Source organism: Exiguobacterium sp. s157, from assembly GCF_018618205.1.
Classification (GTDB): Bacteria; Bacillota; Bacilli; order Exiguobacteriales; family Exiguobacteriaceae; genus Exiguobacterium; species Exiguobacterium chiriqhucha.
The window spans coordinates 110,672-134,611 of sequence record NZ_JACSLQ010000005.1 but is presented as its reverse complement, the minus strand read 5'-3'; the positions used below and the strand labels follow the sequence as shown (position 1 = coordinate 134,611).

Genomic DNA, 23,940 nt, shown 5'->3' with positions numbered 1-23,940 from the left:
ACTCCTGTCCTTCCTGTTAGCTATATGCTACACTATTCGGGTATTGTCTAGAAAGCTAGGAGGCGGAATCTTGAAACGATTGATTTTGCGACTGACCGGTCTCTTGCTTGTGATCGTGCTGTGCCTCGGCGCAATCGGCTGGTTTGGTCAACATGATAAAGTGAACAACGCCCTTTACCGGGCCTATTACGGGGATCATGGCATCCCCGCCGTCCATCGTGACGTTTATGAGGATGCGGCGGCGACCTATGACGTCGATTGGCGACTCCTCGCCGCGGTACATCGCGTCGAGACGATTTTCTCCCATAGCTCATCGATGCGTTCATCGGTCGGGGCGATCGGTCCGTTCCAATTCATGCCGCGGACGTGGCTCGGTTGGCAGTACGACACCGACGACCAAAAAGGAGATGTCCCCGAGGATGAAGTCGATTTGACAGACCTCGCCCTCATCGAACAGTATGGCGGTCTCGGACGGGACGGCAACAACGACGGTCAGGCCGACCCGCACAGTCTCGTAGATTCGGCCCATACGGCCGCATATTATTTGAGTGAGCACGGTGGGACGACGGCAGACTCGACGGATTCGATTCGGAACGCCATCTTCGAGTACAACCGAAGTGAGCAGTATGTCAACGATGTGATGTCGTTTTATGAGTCATATCAAACTGACGTGTCTTATTTACCAGATGACAAGGCGTCGGCGACGCAACAAGTCGCCCGCTATACGATTCGCTATTTGGAATGGTTCGCCGGCTGGGTCTGACCTGGCACTATTTGAGCAAAAGTGAGGAAACATTATGAACACCCATATCGAGGAAGTGACGATTCGCGTCAAGTCGGTCTTCAATGAGGACAAGACGAAACGATATATGCGAACGTACGAATTCACAGATGTCGTCGACGGCGTCATCTGTGCCGTCATCATCTACTCACCCCGGATGAGCGATGCCTTCTTGTCTGGCACGACCACACAGCGGGCGTATATGCTCATGCGTAACCATCTCGATCAACCGATCCGTGAGATGCGCGTCATCAGTCTCGTCCCGACACTCGCCATCAATGACAATCTGCCTTACGTCGAGTCACAGCTTGACGAGGTCAACTTTCATTACGTGGAGGAAACGCTCGACGAGGTCGAGGCGACCGGCGGGATGGTGATCGTCGGCTGGGGCTCTCCAGGCCGCTTGATGCACCATGCGACTCCGTATAAGACGCTGTTCGCCGACCACGAGGCTCATATGTTCTGTATCGGTACGACGTCCAAAGGCGAGCCGCAACAGATTCGTATGGCCAACGAGAACACTGTGCTCGAGGCGTTCAATAACGAATCGGTCAAACCGAAGTTTAGAATCGTGAAAGAAACGAAACAAGACGACTCCGAGTGAGTCGTCTTGTTTCGTTTATATGCCAATCCACACGCTCACTCCGAACAATACAATCAAGAGCGACGCCAACAGAAAGTCGTACCGAGTGATGGCGACGACTTCATACGTCGCTCGTGGTTCGCCCGTGAACCCGCGTGCCTCCATCGAGAACGCGATGCGTTCCGCTTGTCGGATCGATCCGGCCAGAAGCGGGATGATTAAATTCGGAACGTGCCGAATGTGATCGAGTCGCGTCTCTAAACGAACGCCTCGCAAAGCATGCGTTTCATACAGCTGCATCAGTTCATGCTTCAAAATCGGAAAGAAACGAAAGCCGACGAAGACACTGTAAGCGATTTTAGGCGACAACTTCCCTTGTTGCATCAAGCTGTAGACGAACCGTTTGGGGTCCGTCGTCAGTGTGAATAGGAGTGATAACGCGGTGAATGCTAATACCCGTAAGGAGAGCGTCGCTGCTAGTATCACATTCTCGACGGTGACGTCGTTGCCGAACAGCGTGAACATGACCTCCCCGCTCGTCTCTTTTCCAAAGACGAGCGTCGTCCACAATGTCCCGAGCGCGGTGAATAAAAACGGAACCATGAATAGCCCCCACCGCTTCCAGTTCACGTTAGAAAAAAGAATTTGAAGTATAAGCGTTCCGATGAATACCGCAAGCGGCGTCCATGGATTGTACATAAAGGCGAGACCGAACATGAGCAACGTGACGGTCATAAATTTAATCGTCGGGTTCATCTCATGAAACGTCATCACGATTCCTCCAGCAATAAACCGTGAGCTTGTAGTAGCTCCGTCTCATTCCAGAGCGATGCATCATATGGCCCACTCAAGTAACCTTCATGCATCAAGTAATAGGTGTTCGCGATTCGGGCGAAATTAAGGTCGTGTGTCACAAACAGAACCGTCTGGCCGGCGCGGATTCGTTCAACCATCAATTCATAAAGCGCACGAAGCGATACCTCATCTTGTCCAGCAGTCGGTTCATCGAACGCGATGAGCCGTTTATTCGAGAGCATCATCACGCCGATGGCGAGCCTTCGTTTTTGCCCGTGACTAAGCGAGAGTGGGTGGTCGTTACGAAACGGTCCAAGCCCGAGCCGGTTCATGATGTCCCCAATCGGACGATTATGGCCATATGCGAGCTCACGTGACACATCACTCGTGATAAACAGATGAGCCGGAGATTGTGGGACGAGTCCGACTTCTTGATGTTCGCGGGCAAGGCTCTTGAGCCAAGTCGATTTGCCACTGCCGTTTCGACCAAGTACGGCAATGAGATCACCCTCGGCGACGGTCAGCTCGCTCGTTGCTAGGTTGAATGTTTTTCGTTTCAATTGCGGTACGTGAAATAAAATAGTATTTCCTTGTATCACTTCAACCGGAGAGAACGTATAATCCGGGCGGGCAACGAACGGTCCGTCATAGTTGATGCGTCCGTTCACGAGTTCCACTTCTCTGTCGAAGAATCCGCCCCATAGGAAGGGTCGATGCTCGATGACGACAACGTTTACCGTCTGTGCGACGTTGTCGAGCCACTGAACGAAACGGGTTGAGGTTTCGGGATCAAGGTGCGCGAGCGGCTCATCGAGTAGTAGCCATTCCGGCTTCCCGATCAAAGCACAGGCGACAGCGATTTGTTGCTTTTCACCACCTGACAGGTCATGAATGACTCGGTCACGATAATCGGTCAACTGCAATTCCGCTAAAATCTTGGCCACACGCGCCATCATCTCGTCCCTCGCCACGGCAAAATTTTCGAGTGTGAAAATCAATTCCTCCTCGACCGTTTGCATGACGAACTGACTGTCAGGATCTTGAAACACCGTTCCAACACGACGATTCACCTCACCAGCTGCATACGTGTCGTAAGAGCGGTCAAACAAATATAGTTTTCCCGTCACGATGCCATCGCAGTTCTCTGGATACAGACGATTCAACAAAGAGAACAACGTCGATTTTCCCGACCCGCTCGCCCCCGTGATGAGTGTCCTCCCAGCAGTTAATTGAAGCGTGATGTCCGTCAATACTTCGCTCTGTTTTTCCGGATAGCGGAATGACAGCTGTTCTGCCTCAACCATGCACACGTCCCTGACGCGCGATGGCATACCCTTCGAGCGCACCCGTCCGAAGCAACAAGTCGCTTAAAATCTTACCTCCCAGACCGGCAATGAGCATCCCGCTCGTCGCTCGTAACGCGAACATCGTCGCCACGTATGTCGGACTGAGGGCAGCGAGTCCACCCATGACGTACGTATACGCGAAACTAGTCGCAGCTGCACCAAATCCGGCCAGCATGAGCACCCAAAGGTCATATCGCTTGTAGCTCGTGACCGCAAACGCTGCTTCAGCACCAAGTCCTTGAATGATCCCGACTAAAATAATACGAGGTCCAATCGCGTTACCAATCATCATCTCAATCGTCGCCGCAAGCACTTCGGACAAGAATGCGGCGCCAGGTCGGCGGATGATATAAGCCGCAATAATCGAGACGATGAACCAAATCCCAAAAATCCATTCGTACGCGATCGGTCCAATCAAGCCAGCCCATAGATTCCCGACATGGACGAACGCCAAATAGACGACAGCGAACACGACCGATAAAATGGCCAACAAGACGATTTCTTTTAACTTCCACGACTTAAGCATGCTGTTGTCCCTCGTGTGACGGGCTGTTCACGCTGAACGTCACCGTCATGACGACGTGGCTCGTCTTCGCACGGACCCGGTCGAACGTCGCCTCGTAAAATGAAAACACCGGTTCGATGTCGCCGTGAATGCCCGAGGCGTAATGCATCGAGTCATTGAAGACGCCACGCTCTTTCGCAAAGGCAATTTCTTCGTAGATGATGTCCATATACTTCGCGTCCCCGAGCGGATAGAGGGCGAACTGGGAAGAGACGTACTGGGTCGATACCGGACCGTTCACAGGATCAGTCGTCACGTCGAGCAGGTTGTCTCCTGCCGTGTCGCCTGGGCAGCCGACCGAGAACGTCCCGCTCATCGACATATGTTCCCCGTTCTTCGACGCATGTGACAAGACGGCTTTGGCCACGTCGAACACATGCTCACTGCGTCCCCGGATGACCGTCGAGACGTCATCGGTATGCCGCCAAACGTTTTGCAAGTTCGTCTCTTTCAATGCCCCTTTGATGACACTCACAAAATCAGATGTCATTGGGCTCAGCGTAAAGCGGAATCCGACGATCGGACTCGTACCACATTGGTTGTTCATGTTCTATTCCCCCTTATTGTATGTACACAAAAAAGCCGCATCCATGAGAATGCGGCCACTCGTCCAATGTAATAATCCATTAGAAAAAGTGCCACACTTCCTCACGCCGGTATTACCCGGATCGAGTCATAAGGGATTGGAGCCATGCTCACATCTCAGCCGAAGCACCCCTAGTGTAGTCCAATGTATGCGGTTATCTATGCAACGAGAAGTATAGACGACCGCTCCGAATTTGTAAACGGTTTATGTGAAAGTCACGATACCGTTCCCCGGAAGCGTGTCCTGCAACGTCGTCCAATCGAGCGCCATCTCCTCATCCGTCAACAGACACGCGTCGAGTCCGGCCTCGATGACCGCACGCTCCATCCGCTGCCCGATCAAGACGAGCTCCGTCTGACGGTCCCCGTACGGCTCGACGTAGTCGGCGGCGAGCTCAGGTTCTGCCGTGAACATGAGACTCCGCTCTTCCTCCGGCAGCGTCGCGAGCCAACGTCCCGCGTGTTCGAGCGTCGATGCGTACCCCGCTTGCGAGAACAGGCAGGCGATGTCGTTCCGGGAGGCGATCCATAAGAAACCTTTGGCGCGGACGACTTGATCCGGGAACGCCTCGATCCAGGCGTGGAGCCGCTCCGGATGAAACGGACGGCGGCGGCGATAGACGAACGAACTGATGCCGTATTCCTCCGTCTCTGGTGTGTGTGTCTCGGCCTCTAGTTCTTGAATCCAGCCGGCGGCGTGCATCGCCTGCTCGAAATCGAAAAGATTGACGTCCAACAGCTCCGTCAACTCCACGTTCGCGTAAACTGACGTCAACAGTTTGGCGGTTGGATTGAGCGCCTTCAACAGCCCGGCCATCTCACCGAGTTCTGTCTCGGTCACGCGGTCCGCCTTGTTCAAGACGATGATGTCCGCGAACTCGATTTGGTCGACAAGCAGGTCGACGACTTCGCGGACGTCCGTCTCATCGATGGCCTGCTTCCGTTCATGAAGCGACTCGCCCGAGTTGAAATCTTTCAAGAACCGATACGCATCGACGACCGTCACCATCGCATCGATATAGACACGGCTCGTCAAGTCGATGCCAAGGGCGTCATCGGCGTATGTAAACGTTTGAGCGACCGGAATCGGTTCTGAGATGCCAGATGACTCGATGATAATCCCGTCGAGCTCACGGTCGTTCGTGATCTCCTGTACCGCTTCGAGCAGGTCCTCACGGAGCGTGCAACAGATGCAGCCGTTCGATAGCTCGACCAATTTTTCGTCCGTCCGCGAGAAACCGTTCTGCTCGATCAATCGTTCGTCGATGTTCAACTCGCTCATGTCGTTGACGATGACCGCATATTTCTTGCCGGACCGATTGTTCAACAGATGATTCATCAATGTCGTCTTGCCGCTCCCTAAATAACCGGACAGCACCGTGATTGGAATTCGTTTCATGTATCTTCACTCATAAATCGTAATCATTACTCTTTAGATAATGACGGGTCACCTTTGTCTTGTCAAGAAAAAACACGCCCGTTCCCGGACGTGTTCCTTTCCCTATTCTTCCAACGCCTTGCGTTCCGCCTCGGAGCGGGGATACGTGTTCGCTTGCCACTCGGCCCGATAAATCGAATCGAGCTGCGTCAGACCGACCTCATCCTCATCCTTATCGGCATCGACACTCGGGGCCTCATCCCAGCGCGGATTCAAATACGTGTGGTCGTCTTCCTGGTTCGAATCCAATAGTTTTTGAATCCCGACCCGGGCCACTGCCGCGAGTGCCAAACCGATGCCTGCACGAACGAGCAATCGCTTCACCATCTCTTTACCTCCTTATCGTCCAAACCGATAGAGCGGCATCCCTTTCACGTCTGTATCGATTTTAAAGACCGACCCCGCGTCCGGATGGGCTTTGAGTGCCTCGTCATCCATTCCTTCACGAGCCGTCGTGATGGCGAGTTGGTTCAAGTCGTCACCGACGAAACAGCACGATGTGACGTTCGGGGCCGGCACGAGCACCTCGAGCACTTTTTCACCCGTCTCCGGGTTCCAGCGCGAGACGCGGCCGCCGGCGAAGTGTGCAATCCATAAGAACCCTTCCTCATCGGACGTCATGCCGTCCGGGAATCCTTCCTCGACGGTGAAATCGATGATGGCCTCCCCTTCGCCGAGCGTACCCGTCTTCAAGTCAAAGGCGTATTTACGGACCGTCTCGGTCGGTGTATCGATATGATAGAACGTCGAATGGTCGGGTGACCATGTCAGTCCGTTCGATAATGTCAACTCGCTCAACATGACCTCGGTCGTGCCGTCGCGATTCAGGCGGTATAGCGTCGCTTGTTCCGCCTCGTCTTCAAGATGGAGCGTGCCGGCGAAGATGCGTCCGTACGGGTCGGCTTTACCGTCATTGAAGCGGAGCTTTCCTTCCGGGTCGTCGAGTTCGACGATTTTATCGAGCTCTTTTGACGTCTCGTCCCACTCATAAATCCCGTCTTTCAAGCCGACGACGACGCCGTCCGTCACTTTCGGGACCGCGAACCCGATCTGTTGTCCCATATCGAACGACGACAATTCATCTTCCTTCTCATCGTACCACCAAAGTGTATGTCCCTCGATATCGACCCAATAGAAGCGTTTCAGTTCCGCATCCCAACACGGGCCTTCCCCAAGCGTATTTCGAACTCGAATCCATAACGCAGCGTTTACTGTCTCCATTGAATTGCCTCCACTCTCTACATTGATTTCAAGTGACTATTCCCTGAGGGGGCAATCTCTATTCAACATTTCCCAAAATAGCAACCGCTCGGAAGAAAAATATTGAACCGGGCCGGCATCCTTCTAGGGCAGAAGACAAAAAAACTCCTTGAATCATGAGATTCAAGGAGTCCCTGTCATTTTGCGCCTTCGACATTCATATGCTTGCTGCGCAACTGGCCACAGGCCGCATCGATATCAGTCCCGTGCTCGAGACGGACACCGGTATTGATGCCCCGCTTCTTCAAGACGTCATAAAACGCCATGATGTCCTCAGACGTGCTCCGCTCATACTGAATATGCTCGTTGACCGGATTGTACGGAATCAAGTTGACGTATGACTTGTCTTTAATATCGTCAATCAAGTCGGCGAGTTCCTCGGCGTGCTCCGGCAAATCGTTCACTTTCGATAAGAGAATATATTCGAACGTGATGCGTTTGTTCGTCTTCTCGACGTAATAACGGATGGCCGGCATGAGCTTGTCGAGCGGGAACGCCCGGTTGATTTTCATGATTTGCGTCCGCAACGCATCGTTCGGGGCGTGGAGTGACAGCGCCAAATTGATGCGAAGATCGAGGTCCGCGAATTTGTAAATCTTGTCGGCGAGACCGCTCGTCGACACGTTGATTTTACGCGGTGCGATGGCGAGTCCGCGTTCGTCTTTGACGACACGGAGGAAATCGACCAAGTTATCGAAGTTATCGAACGGTTCCCCGATTCCCATGACGACGATATGACTGACGCGGGCACCTTCCCCGACCTCGTCCAAATAATGTTGCACGGTCATGATCTGTTCGACGACTTCGCCGGCCGTCAAATCGCGCGTCTTCTTCAAGAGACCGCTCGCACAGAAGCTACAGCCGATGTTGCAGCCGACTTGCGTCGTCACACAGACCGAACGTCCGTATTTGTGACGCATGAGCACCGTCTCGATATAGTGTCCGTCATGCAGTTTAAGTAAAAATTTGACCGTCCCGTCGCCCGCTTCTTGTTTGACGAACAGGTCTTGCGTCGAGATGACGTATTCGGCGGCGAGCGCCTCACGTACCTCGGCCCGTACCGAGATGTCCTCGATGTGCTTGACTCGGTCGATATAGAGCGAGTCCCAGATTTGTCTAGCGTGGAAGGCGCTGTATCCCCAAGAGACGCACGCTTCCGTCAGCTGATCGAATGTCAGCCCGTATATAGATGGTTTCATTGCTATCTGTCCTTTCTTCAATCCGCATACGTACCATTGTAGCGGACGTGGACGACCGGTGCAACGTTCTTATAACGGTGGGACGGGACGTGTCACGTGACGCTCGAACGCATAGGCGAGACGAATCAAGTCGCGTTCGGCATAGCTCGTCCCGGTGAATGATAGACCGAACGGGGCCCCGCTCGCCTTCAAGCGATACGGGATCGTGACGGTCGGATGGCCGGCTTTCGCCGCCATGTCATAATTGTGGTCATGCGGCAAGACGAGCGCATGAAGTTCCTGCTCGGCCAACAATCGGTCGATGCCGTCCGTCTTGGCGTGATAGACGTCGTCGAGGCGGCGCATCAAATAGGCGTCCTCAATCAAGCGACCCGATTGTTCGTTCGCTTTCTCGAACGTCTTCTGTCCGTGCGGAATCGTCTCCGGATGACTGTTGTTCCAGTTAATCAAATCCGACAACGTCTCATACGGGAGCTTCGTCGAGGCGAGATACGCCTCGATTCCGAGCTTGAACTCATGATACAGGATATCCCCTTGGTCGAGCCCTGCTTTCGACGGCAGTTCGACGGTGACGACCTCGATGCCGCTCTGTTTCAGCAATGCGATTGCTTCGTCGTAGAGCACCTGCTCTTCTTCCGACAAATCGGTCTTGACGACGCCGACACGCATCCCGACTGCTTGCCGCTCATCGAGACAAGTCCGGTAAGGCGGACCGGCCGGAAGATGCGCCGTCGCTGGGTCAGCGGGATCTTCCCCGACCATCGCCTCAAGGGCGAGCACCGCATCCCGGAGTGTCCGTGCCATCGGGCCGGCCGTGTCTTGCGACCGGGAGATCGGGATGATGCCGCTGCGGCTAATCAACCCGACGGTCGGTTTGATACCAACGATTCCGTTATGGACGCTCGGGTGGATAATCGAGCCGCTCGTCTCGCTGCCGACGGCGAGCAACGTCAAGTTGGCCGCGACCGCTGACGCCGAACCTGAACTCGACCCTCCGACATCGAGCTTGTCCCCATATGGATTGAGCGTCTGGCCACCGACCCCACTCCAGCCGTTTGGCATGCCCTCGGTCAAAAAGTTGGCCCATTCGGACAAGTTCGCTTTCCCGAGGATGATGGCCCCGCTCGCGCGCAGGCTTTGGACGAGATGGGCGTCCCGGCCGGCGAAGTGATGCGCGAGGGCGACGGCCCCGGCCGTCGTCTTCATCAATCCGGCCGTCTCGACATTGTCTTTAATCAACACCGGGATGCCGAGCAACGGCAAGCGGTCACCTCGTCGAAACGCCCGGTCGGCCGCCTCGGCCTCGAACAAGGCGTCCGGGTTCACTTGAATGACCGCTCTCAGCTTATCGTTCAACTGGGCGATTCGAGTCAAATAATAGGCCGTCACGTCACGCGCCGTGAACGTTCCTTCTTTATATCCGCGATGGGCGGTCTCGATATCGAGTTCGAAACATGTGTTTGGTTCAGTCATATAGATTCCTCCTTTGGTCACTCGATGGTATTCGCTATCGCCACATGATTTCCTGTTTTCGTTCGCCAACGAATATGTAACTTGGTACACTGAAAGAAAAGGGAGGTTACTATGAACCGTTCGTACGTTCTCGTCTTATTGTCCGTCTTTGCCTTGTTCTTCTTACAGCTATATGCCGGGGACGCTCCGTATACGCTACCGCTCTCCATCGTCCTCGTCATCTTGATTCTCGGCGCCACCTTGGTCCAACTTCGACGCAAACCAAACCGTTGACGCCGCTTCAAATCTGATGGTATGATGCTCTCACCAACTACATATCGATATCTCGAGTGAACGAGAGACCTGGCTCTATGACTTCACAGCAACCTGCTTCGGCAAGGTGCTACTTCCAGCAAGGCAGTTTGCCTTGGCCGATATGACAGAGCGCTCATGTCGATGACATGGGCGCTTTTTTTTGGAAATGAACATGAGGGGGACTTATTAATGGAAAAAGCAACATTCGCAGGCGGCTGTTTTTGGTGCATGGTGACGCCGTTCGAGGAACAACCTGGCATCGAGTCAATCGTATCCGGTTATACGGGAGGTCACGTCAATGACCCGACGTATGAACAAGTGAAGACAGGGACGACGGGACACTATGAGGTCGTCGAGATCACGTTCGACCCGACGCTGTTCGCTTATGAACGACTGCTCGAACTATATTGGATTCAGACCGACCCGACCGATGACGGCGGCCAGTTCCAAGACCGCGGCAGCCAATATGCGCCGGCCATCTTCTATCATACGGAAGACCAACGCGTGAAAGCAGAACAGAGTCGCGACGCGCTCGCGGCGAGCGGACGCTTCAAACAGCCGATTGTCACGAAGATTCTACCGGCCGACACGTTCTATCCGGCCGAGGAATATCATCAAGACTTCCATAAAAAAAATCCGGCCCACTATAAAGAGGACCGGAAGAAATCTGGGCGCGACGCATTCATCGAGCAAGCCTGGTAAACAAAAGACGGGTCGTCTGACCCGTCTTTTTAGCTCTTGGCAATCCCGAGCATGAATCCGGCCACGACGATGAGCCCGATTCCCATAAAGACGAAGACCCGTTCTTTCGTCGTCTTCTCTTCTTTCAATAGATAAATCCCGCCGAGCGTCGCCACGACGACGTTCAATTGGGACAAGGCGAATGACGTCGCGATGCCGACCTCACCGCTTGACACGAACAGCCCGAAGTTCCCGATCCCCCAAGCGAGACCGGCCAAAATGTTTTTGAACGTCTTCGGGTCGAACTTCTTCACATCTTTCTCACGCAGGCTGAACAAGAGCGCCGCGACGAACATCCCGACCGACTGCGGCAAGATGGCCGTGATGCCGTCGACCTCGAAATAGTTCGTCAAGACGGCATACGTCACATAACCGATACTCGACACGAGCAGGACGAGCAAACCTTTCTTCAAGGCGCCGCTGCTATCGCCATCTTTTTGTTGTTGGTATGACGTCAGTGCCGCCCCGATGATAATCAACACGAGCGCAGAAAAGCCGAGCCACAACTCGGTCGTCGTCTTCCAATCGCCGAGCACGATGACCCCGAACAACGACGTCCCGACGAGTTGCATCCCGGTGCTGATCGGCATCGCTTTCGATACACTTAAAATTTGGAACGACTGGAACTGTAAATATTGCCCGAGTGCCCAGAACACACCAGATATGAAGCCGGTCACGATTGCGAGCGTCGTGAACTCCGGATTGAAGACGAGTGCGATGATGACCGCCATCACCATCGCCCCAATCGTCGTCCCGATTAACTGTTGAATCGGCTTGCCGCCGACTTTCGAGACGATGAGTGGGATACTCCCCCACATCAAGGCAGGTAAGAGTGCGAGTAAAATCATTTCCATAGATAACACCTGCTTTCGTAGAATAACATTACCCATAATTTTCCCACGTTTACGCCCGATTAAACTTTGTTCAAAAAAATTTAAAAATACCCATTGCCAAATGTTTTACTAGGATGATATAATAATTTTCGAACGGGGCATTAGCTCAGCTGGGAGAGCGCCACGCTGGCAGCGTGGAGGTCAGCGGTTCGAGCCCGCTATGCTCCATTATGGAAGTCACCACTCATTTGAGGGGTGACTTTTTTGCGTCTCCGCCCGGTTTAAGTCACCTGGTAGCGGGTAATGATTGTAAGACATCATTATTCTAAGGGGGACTTACTATGGATCGTGCCTCTGTCGAAGAGACCATTTTAGCCGTCATCGACTGTATGCGGGCAAGCAATCACTGTTTCTCAAAATGTTTACAAGAAGAGGATTTATTGATGGTCGCCGAGTGTATCCGGCTGACGAAAGAATGTTCGGAAGTGTGTGCGCTCGCCTTGAACGCGCTCGAGACCGATTCGGCTTTCACCAAACCGATTGCTGCACTCTGCGCCCAGGTGTGCGACACGTGCGCCGTCGAATGTGGCCGCCATTTGCATGACCATTGCCAACGTTGTTCCGAAGCGTGTCTCCGCTGTGCCGAGGCGTGTCGCAACCTCGTGGCCGCATAATCGCTTTTTAGTCTAACGATATGTTAGACTTTTTTTATACTTGTTTTATGAGAAAGGGACCGATTATGTCACATTCAATTCTTGCCATCGACGTCGAGACGGCCAACCGCGATAGTCGCAGCATCTGCTCTGTCGGCTGGAGCCTACTCGTCGACGGTGAAATCATCGAGACGAACCAACTACTCGTCAATCCAGAAGAAGACTTTGACGCAGGCAATATCCGCGTCCACGGCATCCGGCCGAGCGACGTCTGGGACGCCCCAGCCTTACCCGAGGTGCTTGAACAGCTCTATCCGACGCTGCGGGATGTCGACCTCGTCATGGCGCACAACGCCTCATTCGATATGGGCGCTTTCAAGAAAGCGATCGCCAAATATGATTTATATACGTTTCCGACGATCGAGTACGGCTGTACCGTCAAGCTGTCGCGAAAACTGTATCCTCGACTGCCGAATCACAAGCTGAACACGATGGCGGAATATTTGAACGTCCCGTTCATCCATCACGATGCGGCTGAAGATGCCCGCGTCTGCGCGTTGCTTATGCGCGATATGATGCAGAAGACCGGGATTCATGACCCGCGTGAACTGCACCGCTATACATCGGTCAAGCTCGGGAAGCTCGCCTATTGACCCATAAGCATGCCAGACAGGCCAAGACAATCGTCTTGGCCTGTCACCGTTTAAAGATCCATCTTTTTTGGACGTAATAACTGACGACGAACAAAAGGCTGTCGACGAGCACTTTAATCCACACTTCCCCGTCCCGAAACAACAGGAACAATACATAGACGAGACCGGCCGACAACGCCATCTGCACGCCGACGAGACCGAAGTATTTCGGCATCGCCCGTCTCGCTTTCGAGTCGAATACGACTTTTCGATTCACCACGTAATTGAATAAGGACGAGATGATGCGGGCCAATACCGTCGCAATCAAGACATGGGTCGTCTCAAACCACGGATTCAATAAAAAAATGAACAAGGCATAGGCGCCGATATCTAATAAAAATGAGGCGACCGAGGATAACGAATAGGCTAAAAACATGCGATAAATCAGAATCGAGTCGATGACCGGGCGAAAATGGGACGAAGCGTTCTCGGCCACATACACGGTTTGAATCGGAATCTGTTGAATCGGGACTTGCCAACGTTTCGTGAACGTCAACATGTTCATCTCGAACTCATAGCGATTCCCAGGCACATCCAGCAACTGTTCCGCATAGCGCAATGGAACCGCCCGTAGACCGGTTTGGGTATCTTTCAGCCGAAGTCCGCTGCCGACGAGCATGACACCACGGGTCATCTGGTTCCCGAATCGGCTCCGGAACGGAATGTGTGCGCCCGAGAAATCACGGCAACCCATGACCAGATGATGCGGCCGCTGAATACCCGCCTCATATACATGTCTTACATCTTCCGGCAGATGTTGTCCGTCCGCATCGACGGTGATGACACCATGCGTACCGGGGAATCGTTCGACGACGTGACGAATCCCCGTCTTCAACGCCGCACCCTTGCCTTGATTCCGTTCATGGACGAGAACAGTCGTCACCCACTTCCCGACCTCATCGAAGACAGTTTGGGACGTCTCGGCACTTCCATCGTTCACGACGATGACATGGACAAACCCTGTCTCTTTCAGCTCGCGGACAAGTGTGAGAAGCGCTTGATCCGGATTATAGGCCGGAATCACGACGACATACTTATCTAGACGTTCCACGGAATGCATTTGCATCGCCACCCCTCCTTCCCTCCTTCTATACCCAAGACGATGAAAAGTGATTCCTCGGTCCGCGGCAAATAAAAAACACGGTGCCTCGGAGGACACCGTGCCAGATTAACCGATGAAGATGAAGTAAGACGAAGCGAAGTAGACGAGTACGACGAGCACTGACGGCAAGACATAGCGGAACTTCGACGTCACGTCTTTACGAAGGAGCGTATACATGACCAACACCGACAAAATCGTGATGCCGATCGCCGTCACTAAGTGAGACGCAGCCACGTCGGCCAGAATCGAACCGTCTTGGTAAAACGCGTCCGACATGGCGATGATGAGCATGTTGAAGATGTTACTTCCCAAAATCGAACCGAACGCCAAGTTGACGTTACGAAGTTTCAAGGCGACAAATACCGATACAGCCTCCGGGAGCGAGGTCGTCGCGGCAATCAAGAAGCTACCGACGAAGCTCGAACCGAGACCCGTGACGACGGCGATCTGATCGCCCAATACCGATAGTGCTGTCCCCGCCCCCATGATGACGAGTGCGGCGATGATGAAGCCGATGACCGCACGTTTGACCGTGATCGAACTCGTCGCACTCGCGCCGATTTCTTGTACGGCCTCATGTGCAGCTTCCCGCTCGACGGCAGGTTGTTGCGGGCGCTTGCCGATATAGTAAATCCCGATCCCGTACAATACCGCGATCAACAAGGCGTCAATTCCGATGCCGAGAATCGTGAAATCGATGCGCACGATCAGGGCAATCATCGTGACGAGCGTCAACATGAGACCTAGACCAGCTGTATAGAGATGATCTCGACTCGCCTCATTGAACATGCGCTTCTGACGATAGAAGAGGTCGAACATCGCCAAGATGAAGATGTTGAACAAGTTCGACCCGAGCATGTTACCGATGGCGATATCCGGGTTGTCAATCAAGACAGCCGAGACACTCGTCGTCACTTCCGGCAACGATGTCGCACCCGCCAGCAGCACTGTCCCGACGAGCATCCCGCTCATCGTCGACTTCTCACTGATGACGTCAGCGTAAGTCGAGAGTTTCATGGCGGCATACACGGTGATGGCAGCGGCCAAGATGAAATAAATAAATACCATTTGAATAAATCTCCCCTTTTCGTGAATTCAAAAAGACATTTTTATGGACGCCGAAAAAGCATCCATAAAAAGGTCTTGCGGACTTGGTAAGAAGCTCGATGGACCGAGTGCATTGCACCGTAATGACGACCCATCGACCACAGGTGTGGTCGCTACTCCCCCTCTTATGTTCACGACGAATATATCACGTTACATCTCATTTGACAATCATTTGACCTTTAAATGTGAAATGACGTCATCGACTGGCATCGCCGTCCGGTAAGACAGTTCTTCAATCGCTTGAAGCATCGGGAGCGGTAACGGTTCCCAGAGTCCTCCTTCTTTCAATTGAGCGGACAGGCCGTCAAGCTCCGGTTGATTGACGTCCGTGCCGTGTCGATAGCCTTCGCGCATCGTCTCATTCAACTCATAGGCGGTCTGACAGAGCGTCGACGTCTCTTGGAGCCAGTCCTCTTCATGGAATCCTCGCTGAATGACGTCAAACAGTTTTCCGAGTTTGTCGAACCGCTCGTCGGCGACGCCATAAAACAATAGGTTCAGCTCTGTCTCGAACGATTCGATGAGCGTCGTCGTCTGACTGAACGGTTTGAACGCTTGGAGCAATTCGTGATAATACCACGACTGGTCGCGGAGCGGACGTCTGAAGCGATCCCATACTTGTTTACCGGCAGACTCAACGTCGAGTCGAATCGAACGAAGATTATGTATCTTGTCCGCCGCCAAGAGCGCCACTTCATCGTACTGCATCGTCTGCACGTGCTGAATCGTCATCCGTTTCCGTTCTTCCCATGAAAGGTGCTTCCCGGGTTCGGACACCGCTTCAACGAGTCGTCTCACTTCACTTCCGAACCGTTCTTCGATCTCTTCGGGGGTCGTCAACGTGTCTTCAAGCAAATCATGGAGCAAGCCGGCGGCCACGACCGGGACCGGTTGCCGGTCTTCGACGAGCAACATGGACACGGCGACGGGATGGGTTAAGTAGGGAATATTCGTTCCTTTTCGAAACTGTCCGTCGTGCCGGACGGCCGCGAATCGGAGCGCCTCTTCAATCAACTGGTGCACGGCGATTCCTCCTTCGATGGGTTCATAGAGCGTCCCCATCCTTTACCCATGCCTAGTCCCATCTACTCATTTCGCGTGTTAAAACATAGGGTAATGGTCCCGTTTTTTTCGTTTACGGCTCATAAATCATCTTCTTCGTCATCCCGCCGTCGACGACGAGGTTTTGCCCGTTGACGAAATCGTTCTGTTCATCAATCAAATAAGCGACTGCGCGGACGATATCGTCCGGTTTGCCGACCCGGCCCGACGGATGTTGCGCATGATCGATGTCACGGAGCGACTCGTCCGAGGTGTGAATCCAGCCGGGACTGATCGCATTCACCGTAATCGGACGCTCCGCGAGCGAGACCGCCATCGATTGGGTCAATGACACGATGCCACCTTTTGACGCGCCATACGCTTCCCAATCGGCTTCGTTTTGAAGCGAGCGCGTCGAGGCCAGATTGATGATGCGCCCGTATCCGGCTCCCTCGTTCAACGTCAAGAACGCTTTGGCACAAGCGAACGTTCCGACCAGGTTGACATCAATCACTTGTTTGAACGTCTCGACGTCAAGTTCGGTCATCGGTTTGACGAGTGATGAGACGCCACCATTGTTGATGAGTACATGGGCAACACCGACTTGGCGCTGAATGTCGGCGAACACGCGAGCGATCGCCTCATGGTCACCCAAATCCATCTCATGGAATGTCACGCCATCCAACTGTGGGTCGTCCCCTTTATCGAGTCCGATGACGTGATACGTGTCGCGGAAATGACGTGCCAATTCATAGCCGATGCCTTGGCTGACGCCAGTGATAATCATAATCTGTTTCATATACATCCCTCCTGGAGACTCACATACCCGGATTCGATAGAAACGAGTCCTACCCGTTCGTCCAGAGTCGTTGGTCAGACGTCGTCACGACCGTCGCACCAGCTTCGAGGGCGGCCTCGACTTCTTCAGTCGACGAAATCAATCCACCGGCGAAGACTGGGATTCCCGTCTCCGCTTTCACGGCCCTAATATATTTCGGGACGAGGCCCGGCAACACTTCAATATAGTCCGGTTGCGTCCGTTTAATGAGGCGATAGCTCCGCTCAAGCGAGCTCGAATCGATTAAAAACAGGCGTTGGACCGTTTTGACTTGTTTTTGCTTCGCTTTTAAAATGACGCTGCCTTTCGTCGAGATGATACCGTACGGACGATACGTCTGACAAATATACTCGGTCGCATATTCATCTGCCTTCAAGCCTTGAATCAAGTCAAGATGAACGAAGACGTGTTTGTCGTGGGCCTCCAATAATTGAAACACGGCATCGAGCCGGGCGACGTGCACTTCTAGCAACACACCGACACGGAACGGTCCCGTCACGAACTTCTCGAGGTCCCGCATATCGCGTAAGGCGGGTAAAATGGTTTGACCTTCTATCATATGGACACGTCCCTTTCTGTCAATCATGTCTTCATTATCTGAATAACATGAAGTGGAAATCAAGGTTTACCGATTCAATATAGCGGGAAAATAATTTTAACTTATGCACAGAGAGGAAGTAGCGATATGGTCAATGAAGTGGAAGTACGAATCGAGACACCGACACCGGAGGAACATCAGCGCCTTCGCGTCATCGCCGGGATGCCGAAACGTTCCGACTCGGGGACGGTGAAAGGACTGGCCAATACGTTATATGGCGTCTGTCTATATAAAGATGATCACATGGTCGGGATGGGCCGCGTCGTCGGCGACGGCGGAATGGTGTTCCACCTTGTCGATATCGTCGTCGACCCGGATTGTCAGGGGCTCGGGCTCGGAAAATTGATCGTGGAGCAGTTAATGGACTGGATTTTACAGGAAGCCGACGAGACGGCCATCATCAGCCTGATTGCGGATATCCCGGCCGACGGACTGTACCGTCAATTCGGCTTTGACTATTCGCGCCCGGAATCGGTCGGGATGGAATACCAATGGAATCGAGAATGATTCGTCGACGGGTACGCGTTCCCTATATAGGAGGTGACGTATGGAACTGAATATGATCGTCCTGCTCGGTCTAGCGCTAGCCGTCATCTCCGTACTCAGTCTGATCATCGAACGATTGTTCTTTCCAAGTATTCTTGCCTTTATCGCCATCGGCGTCGCCGTCGGCTTCTTCTGGGGCGGAAACGAGGTCTTTAAAATCGCCGGCGAAATCGGGATTATCCTGTTATTCTTTTTACTCGGTTTGAAGTTTCCGCTCGGAGAGTTGATGAAGCGTCTCAAGCTGGTGTGGAAGGCAGGTGTCCTGGACATCGTGCTCGCTTTTGGGGTCACGATTGGGATTGCCCTGCTGTTCGGACTCGATTTTTCCCAGTCTTTTTTAATCGGTGCCGTCTTGTTTGCGACGAGCTCGTCGATTTCCGCGCGTATGCTTGAGCGGCATGCAGATAAACATGAAGATGTGAAAGAGTTCGTCTTGACGCTTCTCATCTTTGAAGATATCTTCGCCCCGCTCATCTTGACCGTCGCCCCGTTCATCATTCAGGATGAGCCGATCGAGGTGTCTGATATCGGGAAAGTGTTCGCCGGCTTCCTCATCTTCGGTGTGTTACTCTTTATCGGATCGCGTTTCGTCAAGAAACAACCGAAAATCGCCAAACATCTGCTGCGGCAAGACGATGCGAGCATTGGCCTGATTGGCTTGATTCTCTTTTTCGCCGGAATCGGGATGGTGTTCGGACTGTCCGAGATTCTCGGGGCGTTCATCGCCGGCATCATGCTCGCAGGCATTCACGACGTCCGTCCGTTGAAACGGTTGACGGTCCCCGTCCGCGACTTGTTTTTGCCAATCTTCTTCATCTCGTTCGGGATTTCGATCAACCTGGAACAAGGCGTCATCGTCAACACGCTCTTCTTCGTATTGATCGTCTGGGGCGTATTATCGAAATGGATTGTCGGCCGCGTCGGCGGCCGCATGTACGGCCTGACAAGAGTTCAGGCCAACGAGGCCGGCTTCTCGCTAGCTCCACGCGGGGAGTTCTCGATTCTCTTCACCGCCTTATCAAACGGGGCGATCAACTTGTTCGTCGGACTATATATTTTCGTCTCGGCCATCATCGGAATCGTCTTGTTCCGCTTCTCTGAAATTTTAGCCGCTAAGACGGAAGAAAAACTGGAAAAAGTTTTACCTGATGAGAAGAAGGATGATTCAAACAAATAATATAAGATACACAGGACCGATCTTCACACGAAGATCGGTCCTTGCCGTTTAAAATGAAGAGGCTTGTTTGGCTTGTTTCTTCTTCCGCTTTTTGCGCCAGATGAAAAAGGCGATGACTCCGATTAGCAAAATACCGTAAATGACATACGAATATACATCTAAATAGCTCAAAATCGACTCCCAATTCTCGCCGACGCGGATGCCGATATAGATGAGGATCGTATTCCAAATCACCGTCCCCGCTGTACTGAGCAACAAAAATTTCAAGAACGGCATATTCGACATACCGGCCGGGATGGAAATCAAACTCCTGACGACGGGCATCAAGCGGCCGAAGAACACCATCCATCCCCCGTATTTATCGAACCAGGCGTCGGCACGGTGCACGTCGGCGATGTCGAGTCGAATCCATTTTCCGTACCGTTTCGTCCACTTCTCAATCTGCTCGACGTCTAGATACAGTCCGATGCCGTACAATAGGACCGCTCCTAGGATGGCGCCTGCCGTCGCTGCGAAGATGACGAGCGGGACGATCAAATCGGTCTTCACGGCGAAAAAACCGCCGAATAAGAGCACGACCTCCGAAGGAATCGGCGGGAACACGTTCTCAATGAAAATCATGAACGCGATGCCAAAATAACCGAACTGTTCAATGACCTGGATCATCCAGTCTCTCATTTGCTTCACCCTCCAATAGTTCCTACTATACCCGTCACGTCCGGTCAAAAACCGTCGCAACATGTTAAAATGAAGCATTAGAAGGAAAGTGAGGACATGACATGACTGAAATAACGCGTTGCCCATGGTGCGGCACCGACCCGTTGTACGTTCGTTATCACGATGAAGAATGGGGCAAGCCCGTCCATGATGATGTAAAGCATTTCGAATGTTTGACGCTCGAGAGCGCCCAGGCTGGACTCAGCTGGATCACCATCTTACGGAAACGCGAAAATTATCGGGACGCCTATGCCAATTTTGATGTCGTGACCGTCGCCTCGTTCGACGAGACGGATGTGGAACGATTGATGACCAATCCTGGTCTCGTCCGAAACCGTCGTAAAATCGAGGCATCCATCAACAACGCCAAGCGATTCATCGAGATTCAACAAGAGTTCGGGTCGTTCGATGCCTACATTTGGTCATTCGTCGACAACACGGTGATTCACAACGAGTGGGCATCGACCGACGACATCCCAGCCACGACCGAACTGTCCCACCAAGTGAGCAAAGACCTGAAGCGCCGCGGTTTCAAATTTTTGGGACCGACGACCGTCTATGCCCACCTGCAAGCGACGGGCCTCATCAACGACCATCTCACCTCTTGCTTCGCCAAATAATTTGATTATTTGGTCAATCCCTAAACAAAATCGTGCACTTCATTCATTTTTGTGACAAAATTTTGTCATGGTGCAATCCATAGATTTTGAAAGCGTTTTCATTATGAACGAGGGGGATGTTGTATGAACGGTGTATTGATTTCGATTACAGTGTATATGGCGCTCATGGTGTTACTCGGTGTCATCGCCTATCGGCGGACTGAGAGCATCGGCGACTATATGCTCGGAGGACGCGGCCTTGGTCCGGCCGTAGCGGCTTTGTCGGCCGGTGCTTCCGATATGAGTGGTTGGCTATTGATGGGCTTGCCGGGGGCGATGTTCGCGACCGGACTCTCGAGCGGATGGATCGTCATCGGGTTGACGATCGGTGCTTACTTGAACTGGTTGCTCGTCGCACCTCGTTTACGGACTTATTCTTATTTGTCAGAGGATGCCATCACGATACCAGATTTCTTTGAGAAACGTTTTAAGGATTCGCGTGGGACGCTGCGGACATTCTCTGCGGCCGTCACACTCGTCTTCTTCACGCTCTACGCCACGAGCGGGTTCGTGGCCGGCGGTCGCTTGTTTGAAGCGGTCTTTGATATCAATTTCGGGACCGGTGTCTTGATTTTGGCTTCGATTATCATTTTGTATACGTTCATTGGCGGCTTCTTAGCCGTCAGTTGGACCGACTTTGTCCAAGGACTCATCATGTTGTTCGCCCTCATCCTTGTACCGGCTATCGCCATCACGGCGACTGACGGGGTGAGCGCCGCGTTCCAAACAATCGGTGATATCGATGAGGCGCTACTTGATCCATTGACAGGACAGTCGCTTATCGGCATCGTCTCGCTCTTCGCTTGGGGTCTCGGTTATTTCGGGCAACCACACATCATCGTCCGTTTTATGGCCATCGAGAAGTTGCAAGACATCAAGAAGGCACGACGCATCGGCATCTCGTGGATGTTGTTCACCGTCGTCGGGGCCATGGCGACCGGATTGTTCGGACTCGCCTACTATACTCAGCGCGGGCTAGAAATCGACAACCCGGAAAATATATTCATCAATCTATCTGATTTGTTGTTCGTCGATCTCATCACCGGTGTGTTGCTCGCAGCCTTGCTTGCAGCCATCATGTCGACGATCTCGTCACAGCTCCTCGTCTCATCGAGTGCGGCGACGACCGATTTCTATCAGAAGTTCTTCCGCAAAGACGCCGGCGACCGCGAACTCGTCATGGTCGGACGGATTACCGTCATCCTCGTCTCGCTCATTTCGATTTGGCTCGCGTTCGGGGCGGATGACACGATTTTGAACTTGGTCGGATATGCCTGGGCCGGATTCGGCTCATCGTTCGGTCCACTCATCCTGTTCAGCCTGTTCTGGAAACGGACGACGCGTCAAGGCGCGCTGGCCGGGATGTTGACCGGTGCGTTCGTCGTCATCGTCTGGAAAAACGTTGCTGCCGATTGGTTCGGGACCTTCGGCGAGCTATATGAGATGATTCCAGCGTTCTTCTTGTCGAGCCTCGCCATTTATGTCGTCAGTTTGCTGACACCGCCACCGAGCACGACGATCACGAACGAGTTCGAGGAAATGGAACACATCTTGAAGTCAGAACGGATTTAACACTCGGAGTGCCATGCTACTATAGCCTGGCACTTTTTTCTTGTGCCCTGACAAGGACATTCTTCTTCCATGGCGAATGACTTGAGTAGACCAGTTTGGATCACACGAAAGGAAGTGACTCGTCCGTTGAAACGAGTAATCCCGTATAAACAAGCCATGTTGACCTTGCCCCTCCTCTTTCTGTTCGGCTGTGCGACCGCTGACGTCGAGACGTCTACGGAGCAAACGGAGACACCGGCACCAGAGGCGGAGGCGGAAGCCCCGGCTCCTGTTCCTGAAGAGCCAGAACCCGTCGTGACGACGACGTCGCTCTATGCGATTGGCGATATCTTGTTGCACGACAGCGTGTATAATGCCGCCAAGCGCGGAGACGGCTATGATTTCACCGCCGCCTTCGAACCAATCGCTCCGATTTTGACCGAGGCCGACATCGCCATCGCCAACCAAGAGAGCATGATTGGGGGCAGTGAAATCGGTTTATCGAGTTATCCCGCCTTCAACAGTCCGTATGAGGTCGGCGATGCGCTCCAAGACGCTGGCGTCGACTTGGTAACGACGGCGAACAACCATACGCTCGACCGGGGTGTCACGGCCATCGAGAATTCAATCGCGCACTGGAACGAGATCGGCATGCCGTACACCGGTTCATTCTTATCGGAGGCGGACAAGTCCGAGCTTCGGACGCTGACCGAGAATGACATCTCATTTGCCTTTCTCGCCTATACGTACGGGACGAATGGAGTCGTTCCGAAACAACCGTATCACGTCAATTACATTGATCTCGAGGCGATGACCCCTGAAATCGAAGCGGCCGAGCAAGCGGCCGATATCACGGTCGTCTCGCTTCATTTCGGGAACGAATACGAGACGGTCCCGAACGAGGCGCAACAGACGCTCGTCCAACAACTGTCCGACCTCGGGGTCGATCTCATCATCGGCCACCATCCACACGTCCTCCAACCGGTCGCCTGGGTGGATGGCGCCGAAGGCAATCGGACGTTCGTCGCCTACTCGCTCGGCAACTTCCTGTCCGGCCAACAAGGGGACGACCGGAATACAGGTGGCATCGTCGGCATCGATGTCGTCAAGACGGTCGAGGCGGATGAGACGACGTTCGAACTCGCCAACCCGATGTTCTATCCGACGTTCACCCGCCGCACAAGTGCCGACGGTCCGTTCGAGGTCGTCCCGTTACAGTCGGCCAAGCCGGAGCTGTTCGAGGCCACGAGCCAACATATGTCGCAGTGGATGCCAGAGCTCGAAATCGTCCAATGAAGGATCACTTTCACAAGTGATTCTTTTTTTTTCGCCAAAAAGGTTGCTTTACGGCGAAGCATACGTTAGA

The 23,940-nt window shown here is 53.2% G+C and carries 27 protein-coding genes, 1 tRNA gene and 2 riboswitches; of the genes, 12 read left to right on the top strand and 16 right to left on the bottom strand.

The window, feature by feature from the left end:
- Positions 1 to 70 precede the first annotated feature (70 nt).
- Both KNP67_RS10865 and KNP67_RS10860 read left to right on the top strand, forming a co-directional pair.
- Positions 71 to 763: a lytic transglycosylase domain-containing protein gene (locus KNP67_RS10865; protein WP_029595403.1), complete on the top strand. Its 693-nt coding sequence runs from the start codon at positions 71 to 73 to the stop codon at positions 761 to 763.
- 34 nt (positions 764 to 797) lie between these two features.
- Positions 798 to 1,385 carry a DUF1643 domain-containing protein gene (locus KNP67_RS10860; RefSeq protein WP_029595402.1) on the top strand — a complete coding sequence of 196 codons (588 nt, stop codon included), beginning with the start codon at positions 798 to 800 and terminating at the stop codon, positions 1,383 to 1,385.
- A 15-nt stretch (positions 1,386 to 1,400) separates the two neighbouring features.
- Here KNP67_RS10860 and KNP67_RS10855 read toward each other — a convergent pair whose 3' ends face one another.
- The 9 genes from KNP67_RS10855 to KNP67_RS10815 form a co-directional block, all read right to left on the bottom strand.
- Positions 1,401 to 2,135 carry an energy-coupling factor transporter transmembrane component T family protein gene (locus tag KNP67_RS10855; protein WP_029595401.1) on the bottom strand — a complete coding sequence of 245 codons (735 nt, stop codon included), beginning with the start codon at positions 2,133 to 2,135 and terminating at the stop codon, positions 1,401 to 1,403.
- The gene (locus KNP67_RS10850) at positions 2,135 to 3,463 is read right to left on the bottom strand and encodes an ABC transporter ATP-binding protein (protein WP_165569414.1); all 1,329 of its coding nucleotides are present in this window, start codon (positions 3,461 to 3,463) and stop codon (positions 2,135 to 2,137) included. Before KNP67_RS10850 ends, KNP67_RS10855 begins: the two co-directional genes overlap by 1 nt.
- A complete protein-coding gene (locus KNP67_RS10845) occupies positions 3,456 to 4,031 on the bottom strand; it encodes an ECF transporter S component (protein WP_131471192.1) in 576 nt (191 codons plus the stop codon). The genes KNP67_RS10850 and KNP67_RS10845 overlap by 8 nt, the downstream gene beginning before the upstream one ends.
- Positions 4,024 to 4,617 carry a YkoF family thiamine/hydroxymethylpyrimidine-binding protein gene (locus KNP67_RS10840; RefSeq protein ID WP_131471193.1) on the bottom strand — a complete coding sequence of 198 codons (594 nt, stop codon included), beginning with the start codon at positions 4,615 to 4,617 and terminating at the stop codon, positions 4,024 to 4,026. The genes KNP67_RS10845 and KNP67_RS10840 overlap by 8 nt, the downstream gene beginning before the upstream one ends.
- Positions 4,618 to 4,698: 81 nt before the next feature.
- A riboswitch (TPP riboswitch) is annotated at positions 4,699 to 4,799 on the bottom strand.
- Between the two features lie 61 nt (positions 4,800 to 4,860).
- On the bottom strand, positions 4,861 to 6,054 hold the full coding sequence (locus tag KNP67_RS10835) for a GTP-binding protein (RefSeq protein ID WP_029595397.1): 1,194 nt from the start codon (positions 6,052 to 6,054) through the stop codon (positions 4,861 to 4,863).
- Between the two features lie 102 nt (positions 6,055 to 6,156).
- On the bottom strand, positions 6,157 to 6,420 hold the full coding sequence (locus KNP67_RS10830; protein ID WP_029595396.1) for a hypothetical protein: 264 nt from the start codon (positions 6,418 to 6,420) through the stop codon (positions 6,157 to 6,159).
- 12 nt (positions 6,421 to 6,432) lie between these two features.
- A complete protein-coding gene (locus KNP67_RS10825) occupies positions 6,433 to 7,314 on the bottom strand; it encodes an SMP-30/gluconolactonase/LRE family protein (protein ID WP_131471194.1) in 882 nt (293 codons plus the stop codon).
- Between the two features lie 176 nt (positions 7,315 to 7,490).
- A complete protein-coding gene (rlmN, locus tag KNP67_RS10820; protein WP_021067532.1) occupies positions 7,491 to 8,552 on the bottom strand; it encodes a dual-specificity RNA methyltransferase RlmN in 1,062 nt (353 codons plus the stop codon).
- A 69-nt stretch (positions 8,553 to 8,621) separates the two neighbouring features.
- Positions 8,622 to 10,025, bottom strand: a complete 1,404-nt coding sequence (locus tag KNP67_RS10815; protein ID WP_131471195.1) for an amidase family protein — start codon at positions 10,023 to 10,025, stop codon at positions 8,622 to 8,624.
- A 111-nt stretch (positions 10,026 to 10,136) separates the two neighbouring features.
- Between KNP67_RS10815 and KNP67_RS10810 the strand changes: the two genes are divergently transcribed.
- Positions 10,137 to 10,298 carry a hypothetical protein gene (locus tag KNP67_RS10810; protein WP_029595393.1) on the top strand — a complete coding sequence of 54 codons (162 nt, stop codon included), beginning with the start codon at positions 10,137 to 10,139 and terminating at the stop codon, positions 10,296 to 10,298.
- Positions 10,299 to 10,342: 44 nt separating this feature from the next.
- A riboswitch (SAM riboswitch) is annotated at positions 10,343 to 10,444 on the top strand.
- A gap of 64 nt (positions 10,445 to 10,508) precedes the next feature.
- Positions 10,509 to 11,021: a peptide-methionine (S)-S-oxide reductase MsrA gene (gene msrA, locus KNP67_RS10805; protein ID WP_029595392.1), complete on the top strand. Its 513-nt coding sequence runs from the start codon at positions 10,509 to 10,511 to the stop codon at positions 11,019 to 11,021.
- Between the two features lie 29 nt (positions 11,022 to 11,050).
- Here the strand turns inward: msrA and KNP67_RS10800 are convergent, their stop codons facing one another.
- Positions 11,051 to 11,914: a GRP family sugar transporter gene (locus KNP67_RS10800; protein ID WP_029595391.1), complete on the bottom strand. Its 864-nt coding sequence runs from the start codon at positions 11,912 to 11,914 to the stop codon at positions 11,051 to 11,053.
- A gap of 134 nt (positions 11,915 to 12,048) precedes the next feature.
- Here KNP67_RS10800 and KNP67_RS10795 point away from each other — a divergent pair.
- The 3 genes from KNP67_RS10795 (at position 12,049) to KNP67_RS10785 (ending at position 13,199) form a co-directional block, all read left to right on the top strand.
- A tRNA-Ala gene (locus tag KNP67_RS10795) sits at positions 12,049 to 12,121 on the top strand.
- A gap of 113 nt (positions 12,122 to 12,234) precedes the next feature.
- Positions 12,235 to 12,567, top strand: coding sequence for a four-helix bundle copper-binding protein (locus KNP67_RS10790; RefSeq protein ID WP_021067537.1), 333 nt, complete (start codon positions 12,235 to 12,237; stop codon positions 12,565 to 12,567).
- 65 nt (positions 12,568 to 12,632) lie between these two features.
- Positions 12,633 to 13,199, top strand: coding sequence for a 3'-5' exonuclease (locus KNP67_RS10785; protein WP_029595390.1), 567 nt, complete (start codon positions 12,633 to 12,635; stop codon positions 13,197 to 13,199).
- A 43-nt stretch (positions 13,200 to 13,242) separates the two neighbouring features.
- On the opposite strand, the gene KNP67_RS10780 is transcribed toward KNP67_RS10785, so the two are convergent.
- The 5 genes from KNP67_RS10780 to KNP67_RS10760 form a co-directional block, all read right to left on the bottom strand.
- Positions 13,243 to 14,304 carry a bifunctional glycosyltransferase family 2/GtrA family protein gene (locus KNP67_RS10780; RefSeq protein WP_214756589.1) on the bottom strand — a complete coding sequence of 354 codons (1,062 nt, stop codon included), beginning with the start codon at positions 14,302 to 14,304 and terminating at the stop codon, positions 13,243 to 13,245.
- A gap of 102 nt (positions 14,305 to 14,406) precedes the next feature.
- Positions 14,407 to 15,408 (bottom strand): sodium:calcium antiporter, encoded by a 1,002-nt coding sequence (locus KNP67_RS10775; protein ID WP_214756588.1) that lies wholly within the window; start codon positions 15,406 to 15,408, stop codon positions 14,407 to 14,409.
- A gap of 207 nt (positions 15,409 to 15,615) precedes the next feature.
- Complete coding sequence (locus KNP67_RS10770) at positions 15,616 to 16,470, bottom strand: HD domain-containing protein (RefSeq protein WP_353048270.1); 855 nt, start codon at positions 16,468 to 16,470, stop codon at positions 15,616 to 15,618.
- A gap of 112 nt (positions 16,471 to 16,582) precedes the next feature.
- On the bottom strand, positions 16,583 to 17,287 hold the full coding sequence (locus KNP67_RS10765) for an SDR family NAD(P)-dependent oxidoreductase (protein ID WP_198922697.1): 705 nt from the start codon (positions 17,285 to 17,287) through the stop codon (positions 16,583 to 16,585).
- A gap of 49 nt (positions 17,288 to 17,336) precedes the next feature.
- Positions 17,337 to 17,885 carry a glycerol-3-phosphate responsive antiterminator gene (locus tag KNP67_RS10760; protein WP_214756586.1) on the bottom strand — a complete coding sequence of 183 codons (549 nt, stop codon included), beginning with the start codon at positions 17,883 to 17,885 and terminating at the stop codon, positions 17,337 to 17,339.
- 126 nt (positions 17,886 to 18,011) lie between these two features.
- Here KNP67_RS10760 and KNP67_RS10755 point away from each other — a divergent pair, with 126 nt between their 5' ends.
- Positions 18,012 to 18,431 carry a GNAT family N-acetyltransferase gene (locus KNP67_RS10755; RefSeq protein ID WP_029595384.1) on the top strand — a complete coding sequence of 140 codons (420 nt, stop codon included), beginning with the start codon at positions 18,012 to 18,014 and terminating at the stop codon, positions 18,429 to 18,431.
- Between the two features lie 40 nt (positions 18,432 to 18,471).
- Positions 18,472 to 19,647 (top strand): cation:proton antiporter, encoded by a 1,176-nt coding sequence (locus KNP67_RS10750; RefSeq protein ID WP_214756585.1) that lies wholly within the window; start codon positions 18,472 to 18,474, stop codon positions 19,645 to 19,647.
- Positions 19,648 to 19,695: 48 nt separating this feature from the next.
- Here KNP67_RS10750 and KNP67_RS10745 read toward each other — a convergent pair whose 3' ends face one another.
- Positions 19,696 to 20,325, bottom strand: a complete 630-nt coding sequence (locus tag KNP67_RS10745) for a DedA family protein (RefSeq protein WP_029595382.1) — start codon at positions 20,323 to 20,325, stop codon at positions 19,696 to 19,698.
- 101 nt (positions 20,326 to 20,426) lie between these two features.
- Here KNP67_RS10745 and KNP67_RS10740 point away from each other — a divergent pair, with 101 nt between their 5' ends.
- The 3 genes from KNP67_RS10740 (at position 20,427) to KNP67_RS10730 (ending at position 23,870) form a co-directional block, all read left to right on the top strand.
- A complete protein-coding gene (locus KNP67_RS10740; RefSeq protein ID WP_198922696.1) occupies positions 20,427 to 20,984 on the top strand; it encodes a DNA-3-methyladenine glycosylase I in 558 nt (185 codons plus the stop codon).
- A 123-nt stretch (positions 20,985 to 21,107) separates the two neighbouring features.
- Positions 21,108 to 22,595, top strand: a complete 1,488-nt coding sequence (gene putP / locus KNP67_RS10735) for a sodium/proline symporter PutP (protein WP_131471198.1) — start codon at positions 21,108 to 21,110, stop codon at positions 22,593 to 22,595.
- A 126-nt stretch (positions 22,596 to 22,721) separates the two neighbouring features.
- Positions 22,722 to 23,870 carry a CapA family protein gene (locus tag KNP67_RS10730; RefSeq protein ID WP_242678905.1) on the top strand — a complete coding sequence of 383 codons (1,149 nt, stop codon included), beginning with the start codon at positions 22,722 to 22,724 and terminating at the stop codon, positions 23,868 to 23,870.
- Positions 23,871 to 23,940: the final 70 nt, after the last annotated feature.

Excerpts from the sequence above, each read along its gene's own strand:
- KNP67_RS10860 (WP_029595402.1), top strand. The coding sequence starts at position 798 with ATGAACACCCATATCGAGGAAGTGACGATTCGCGTCAAGTCGGTCTTC.
- KNP67_RS10855 (WP_029595401.1), bottom strand. The coding sequence starts at position 2,135 with ATGACGTTTCATGAGATGAACCCGACGATTAAATTTATGACCGTCACG.
- KNP67_RS10850 (WP_165569414.1), bottom strand. The coding sequence starts at position 3,463 with ATGGTTGAGGCAGAACAGCTGTCATTCCGCTATCCGGAAAAACAGAGC.
- KNP67_RS10845 (WP_131471192.1), bottom strand. The coding sequence starts at position 4,031 with ATGCTTAAGTCGTGGAAGTTAAAAGAAATCGTCTTGTTGGCCATTTTA.
- KNP67_RS10840 (WP_131471193.1), bottom strand. The coding sequence starts at position 4,617 with ATGAACAACCAATGTGGTACGAGTCCGATCGTCGGATTCCGCTTTACG.
- KNP67_RS10835 (WP_029595397.1), bottom strand. The coding sequence starts at position 6,054 with ATGAAACGAATTCCAATCACGGTGCTGTCCGGTTATTTAGGGAGCGGC.
- KNP67_RS10830 (WP_029595396.1), bottom strand. The coding sequence starts at position 6,420 with ATGGTGAAGCGATTGCTCGTTCGTGCAGGCATCGGTTTGGCACTCGCG.
- KNP67_RS10825 (WP_131471194.1), bottom strand. The coding sequence starts at position 7,314 with ATGGAGACAGTAAACGCTGCGTTATGGATTCGAGTTCGAAATACGCTT.
- rlmN (WP_021067532.1), bottom strand. The coding sequence starts at position 8,552 with ATGAAACCATCTATATACGGGCTGACATTCGATCAGCTGACGGAAGCG.
- KNP67_RS10815 (WP_131471195.1), bottom strand. The coding sequence starts at position 10,025 with ATGACTGAACCAAACACATGTTTCGAACTCGATATCGAGACCGCCCAT.
- KNP67_RS10810 (WP_029595393.1), top strand. The coding sequence starts at position 10,137 with ATGAACCGTTCGTACGTTCTCGTCTTATTGTCCGTCTTTGCCTTGTTC.
- msrA (WP_029595392.1), top strand. The coding sequence starts at position 10,509 with ATGGAAAAAGCAACATTCGCAGGCGGCTGTTTTTGGTGCATGGTGACG.
- KNP67_RS10800 (WP_029595391.1), bottom strand. The coding sequence starts at position 11,914 with ATGGAAATGATTTTACTCGCACTCTTACCTGCCTTGATGTGGGGGAGT.
- KNP67_RS10790 (WP_021067537.1), top strand. The coding sequence starts at position 12,235 with ATGGATCGTGCCTCTGTCGAAGAGACCATTTTAGCCGTCATCGACTGT.
- KNP67_RS10785 (WP_029595390.1), top strand. The coding sequence starts at position 12,633 with ATGTCACATTCAATTCTTGCCATCGACGTCGAGACGGCCAACCGCGAT.
- KNP67_RS10780 (WP_214756589.1), bottom strand. The coding sequence starts at position 14,304 with ATGCAAATGCATTCCGTGGAACGTCTAGATAAGTATGTCGTCGTGATT.
- KNP67_RS10775 (WP_214756588.1), bottom strand. The coding sequence starts at position 15,408 with ATGGTATTTATTTATTTCATCTTGGCCGCTGCCATCACCGTGTATGCC.
- KNP67_RS10765 (WP_198922697.1), bottom strand. The coding sequence starts at position 17,287 with ATGAAACAGATTATGATTATCACTGGCGTCAGCCAAGGCATCGGCTAT.
- KNP67_RS10760 (WP_214756586.1), bottom strand. The coding sequence starts at position 17,885 with ATGATAGAAGGTCAAACCATTTTACCCGCCTTACGCGATATGCGGGAC.
- KNP67_RS10755 (WP_029595384.1), top strand. The coding sequence starts at position 18,012 with ATGGTCAATGAAGTGGAAGTACGAATCGAGACACCGACACCGGAGGAA.
- KNP67_RS10750 (WP_214756585.1), top strand. The coding sequence starts at position 18,472 with ATGGAACTGAATATGATCGTCCTGCTCGGTCTAGCGCTAGCCGTCATC.
- KNP67_RS10745 (WP_029595382.1), bottom strand. The coding sequence starts at position 20,325 with ATGAGAGACTGGATGATCCAGGTCATTGAACAGTTCGGTTATTTTGGC.
- KNP67_RS10740 (WP_198922696.1), top strand. The coding sequence starts at position 20,427 with ATGACTGAAATAACGCGTTGCCCATGGTGCGGCACCGACCCGTTGTAC.
- putP (WP_131471198.1), top strand. The coding sequence starts at position 21,108 with ATGAACGGTGTATTGATTTCGATTACAGTGTATATGGCGCTCATGGTG.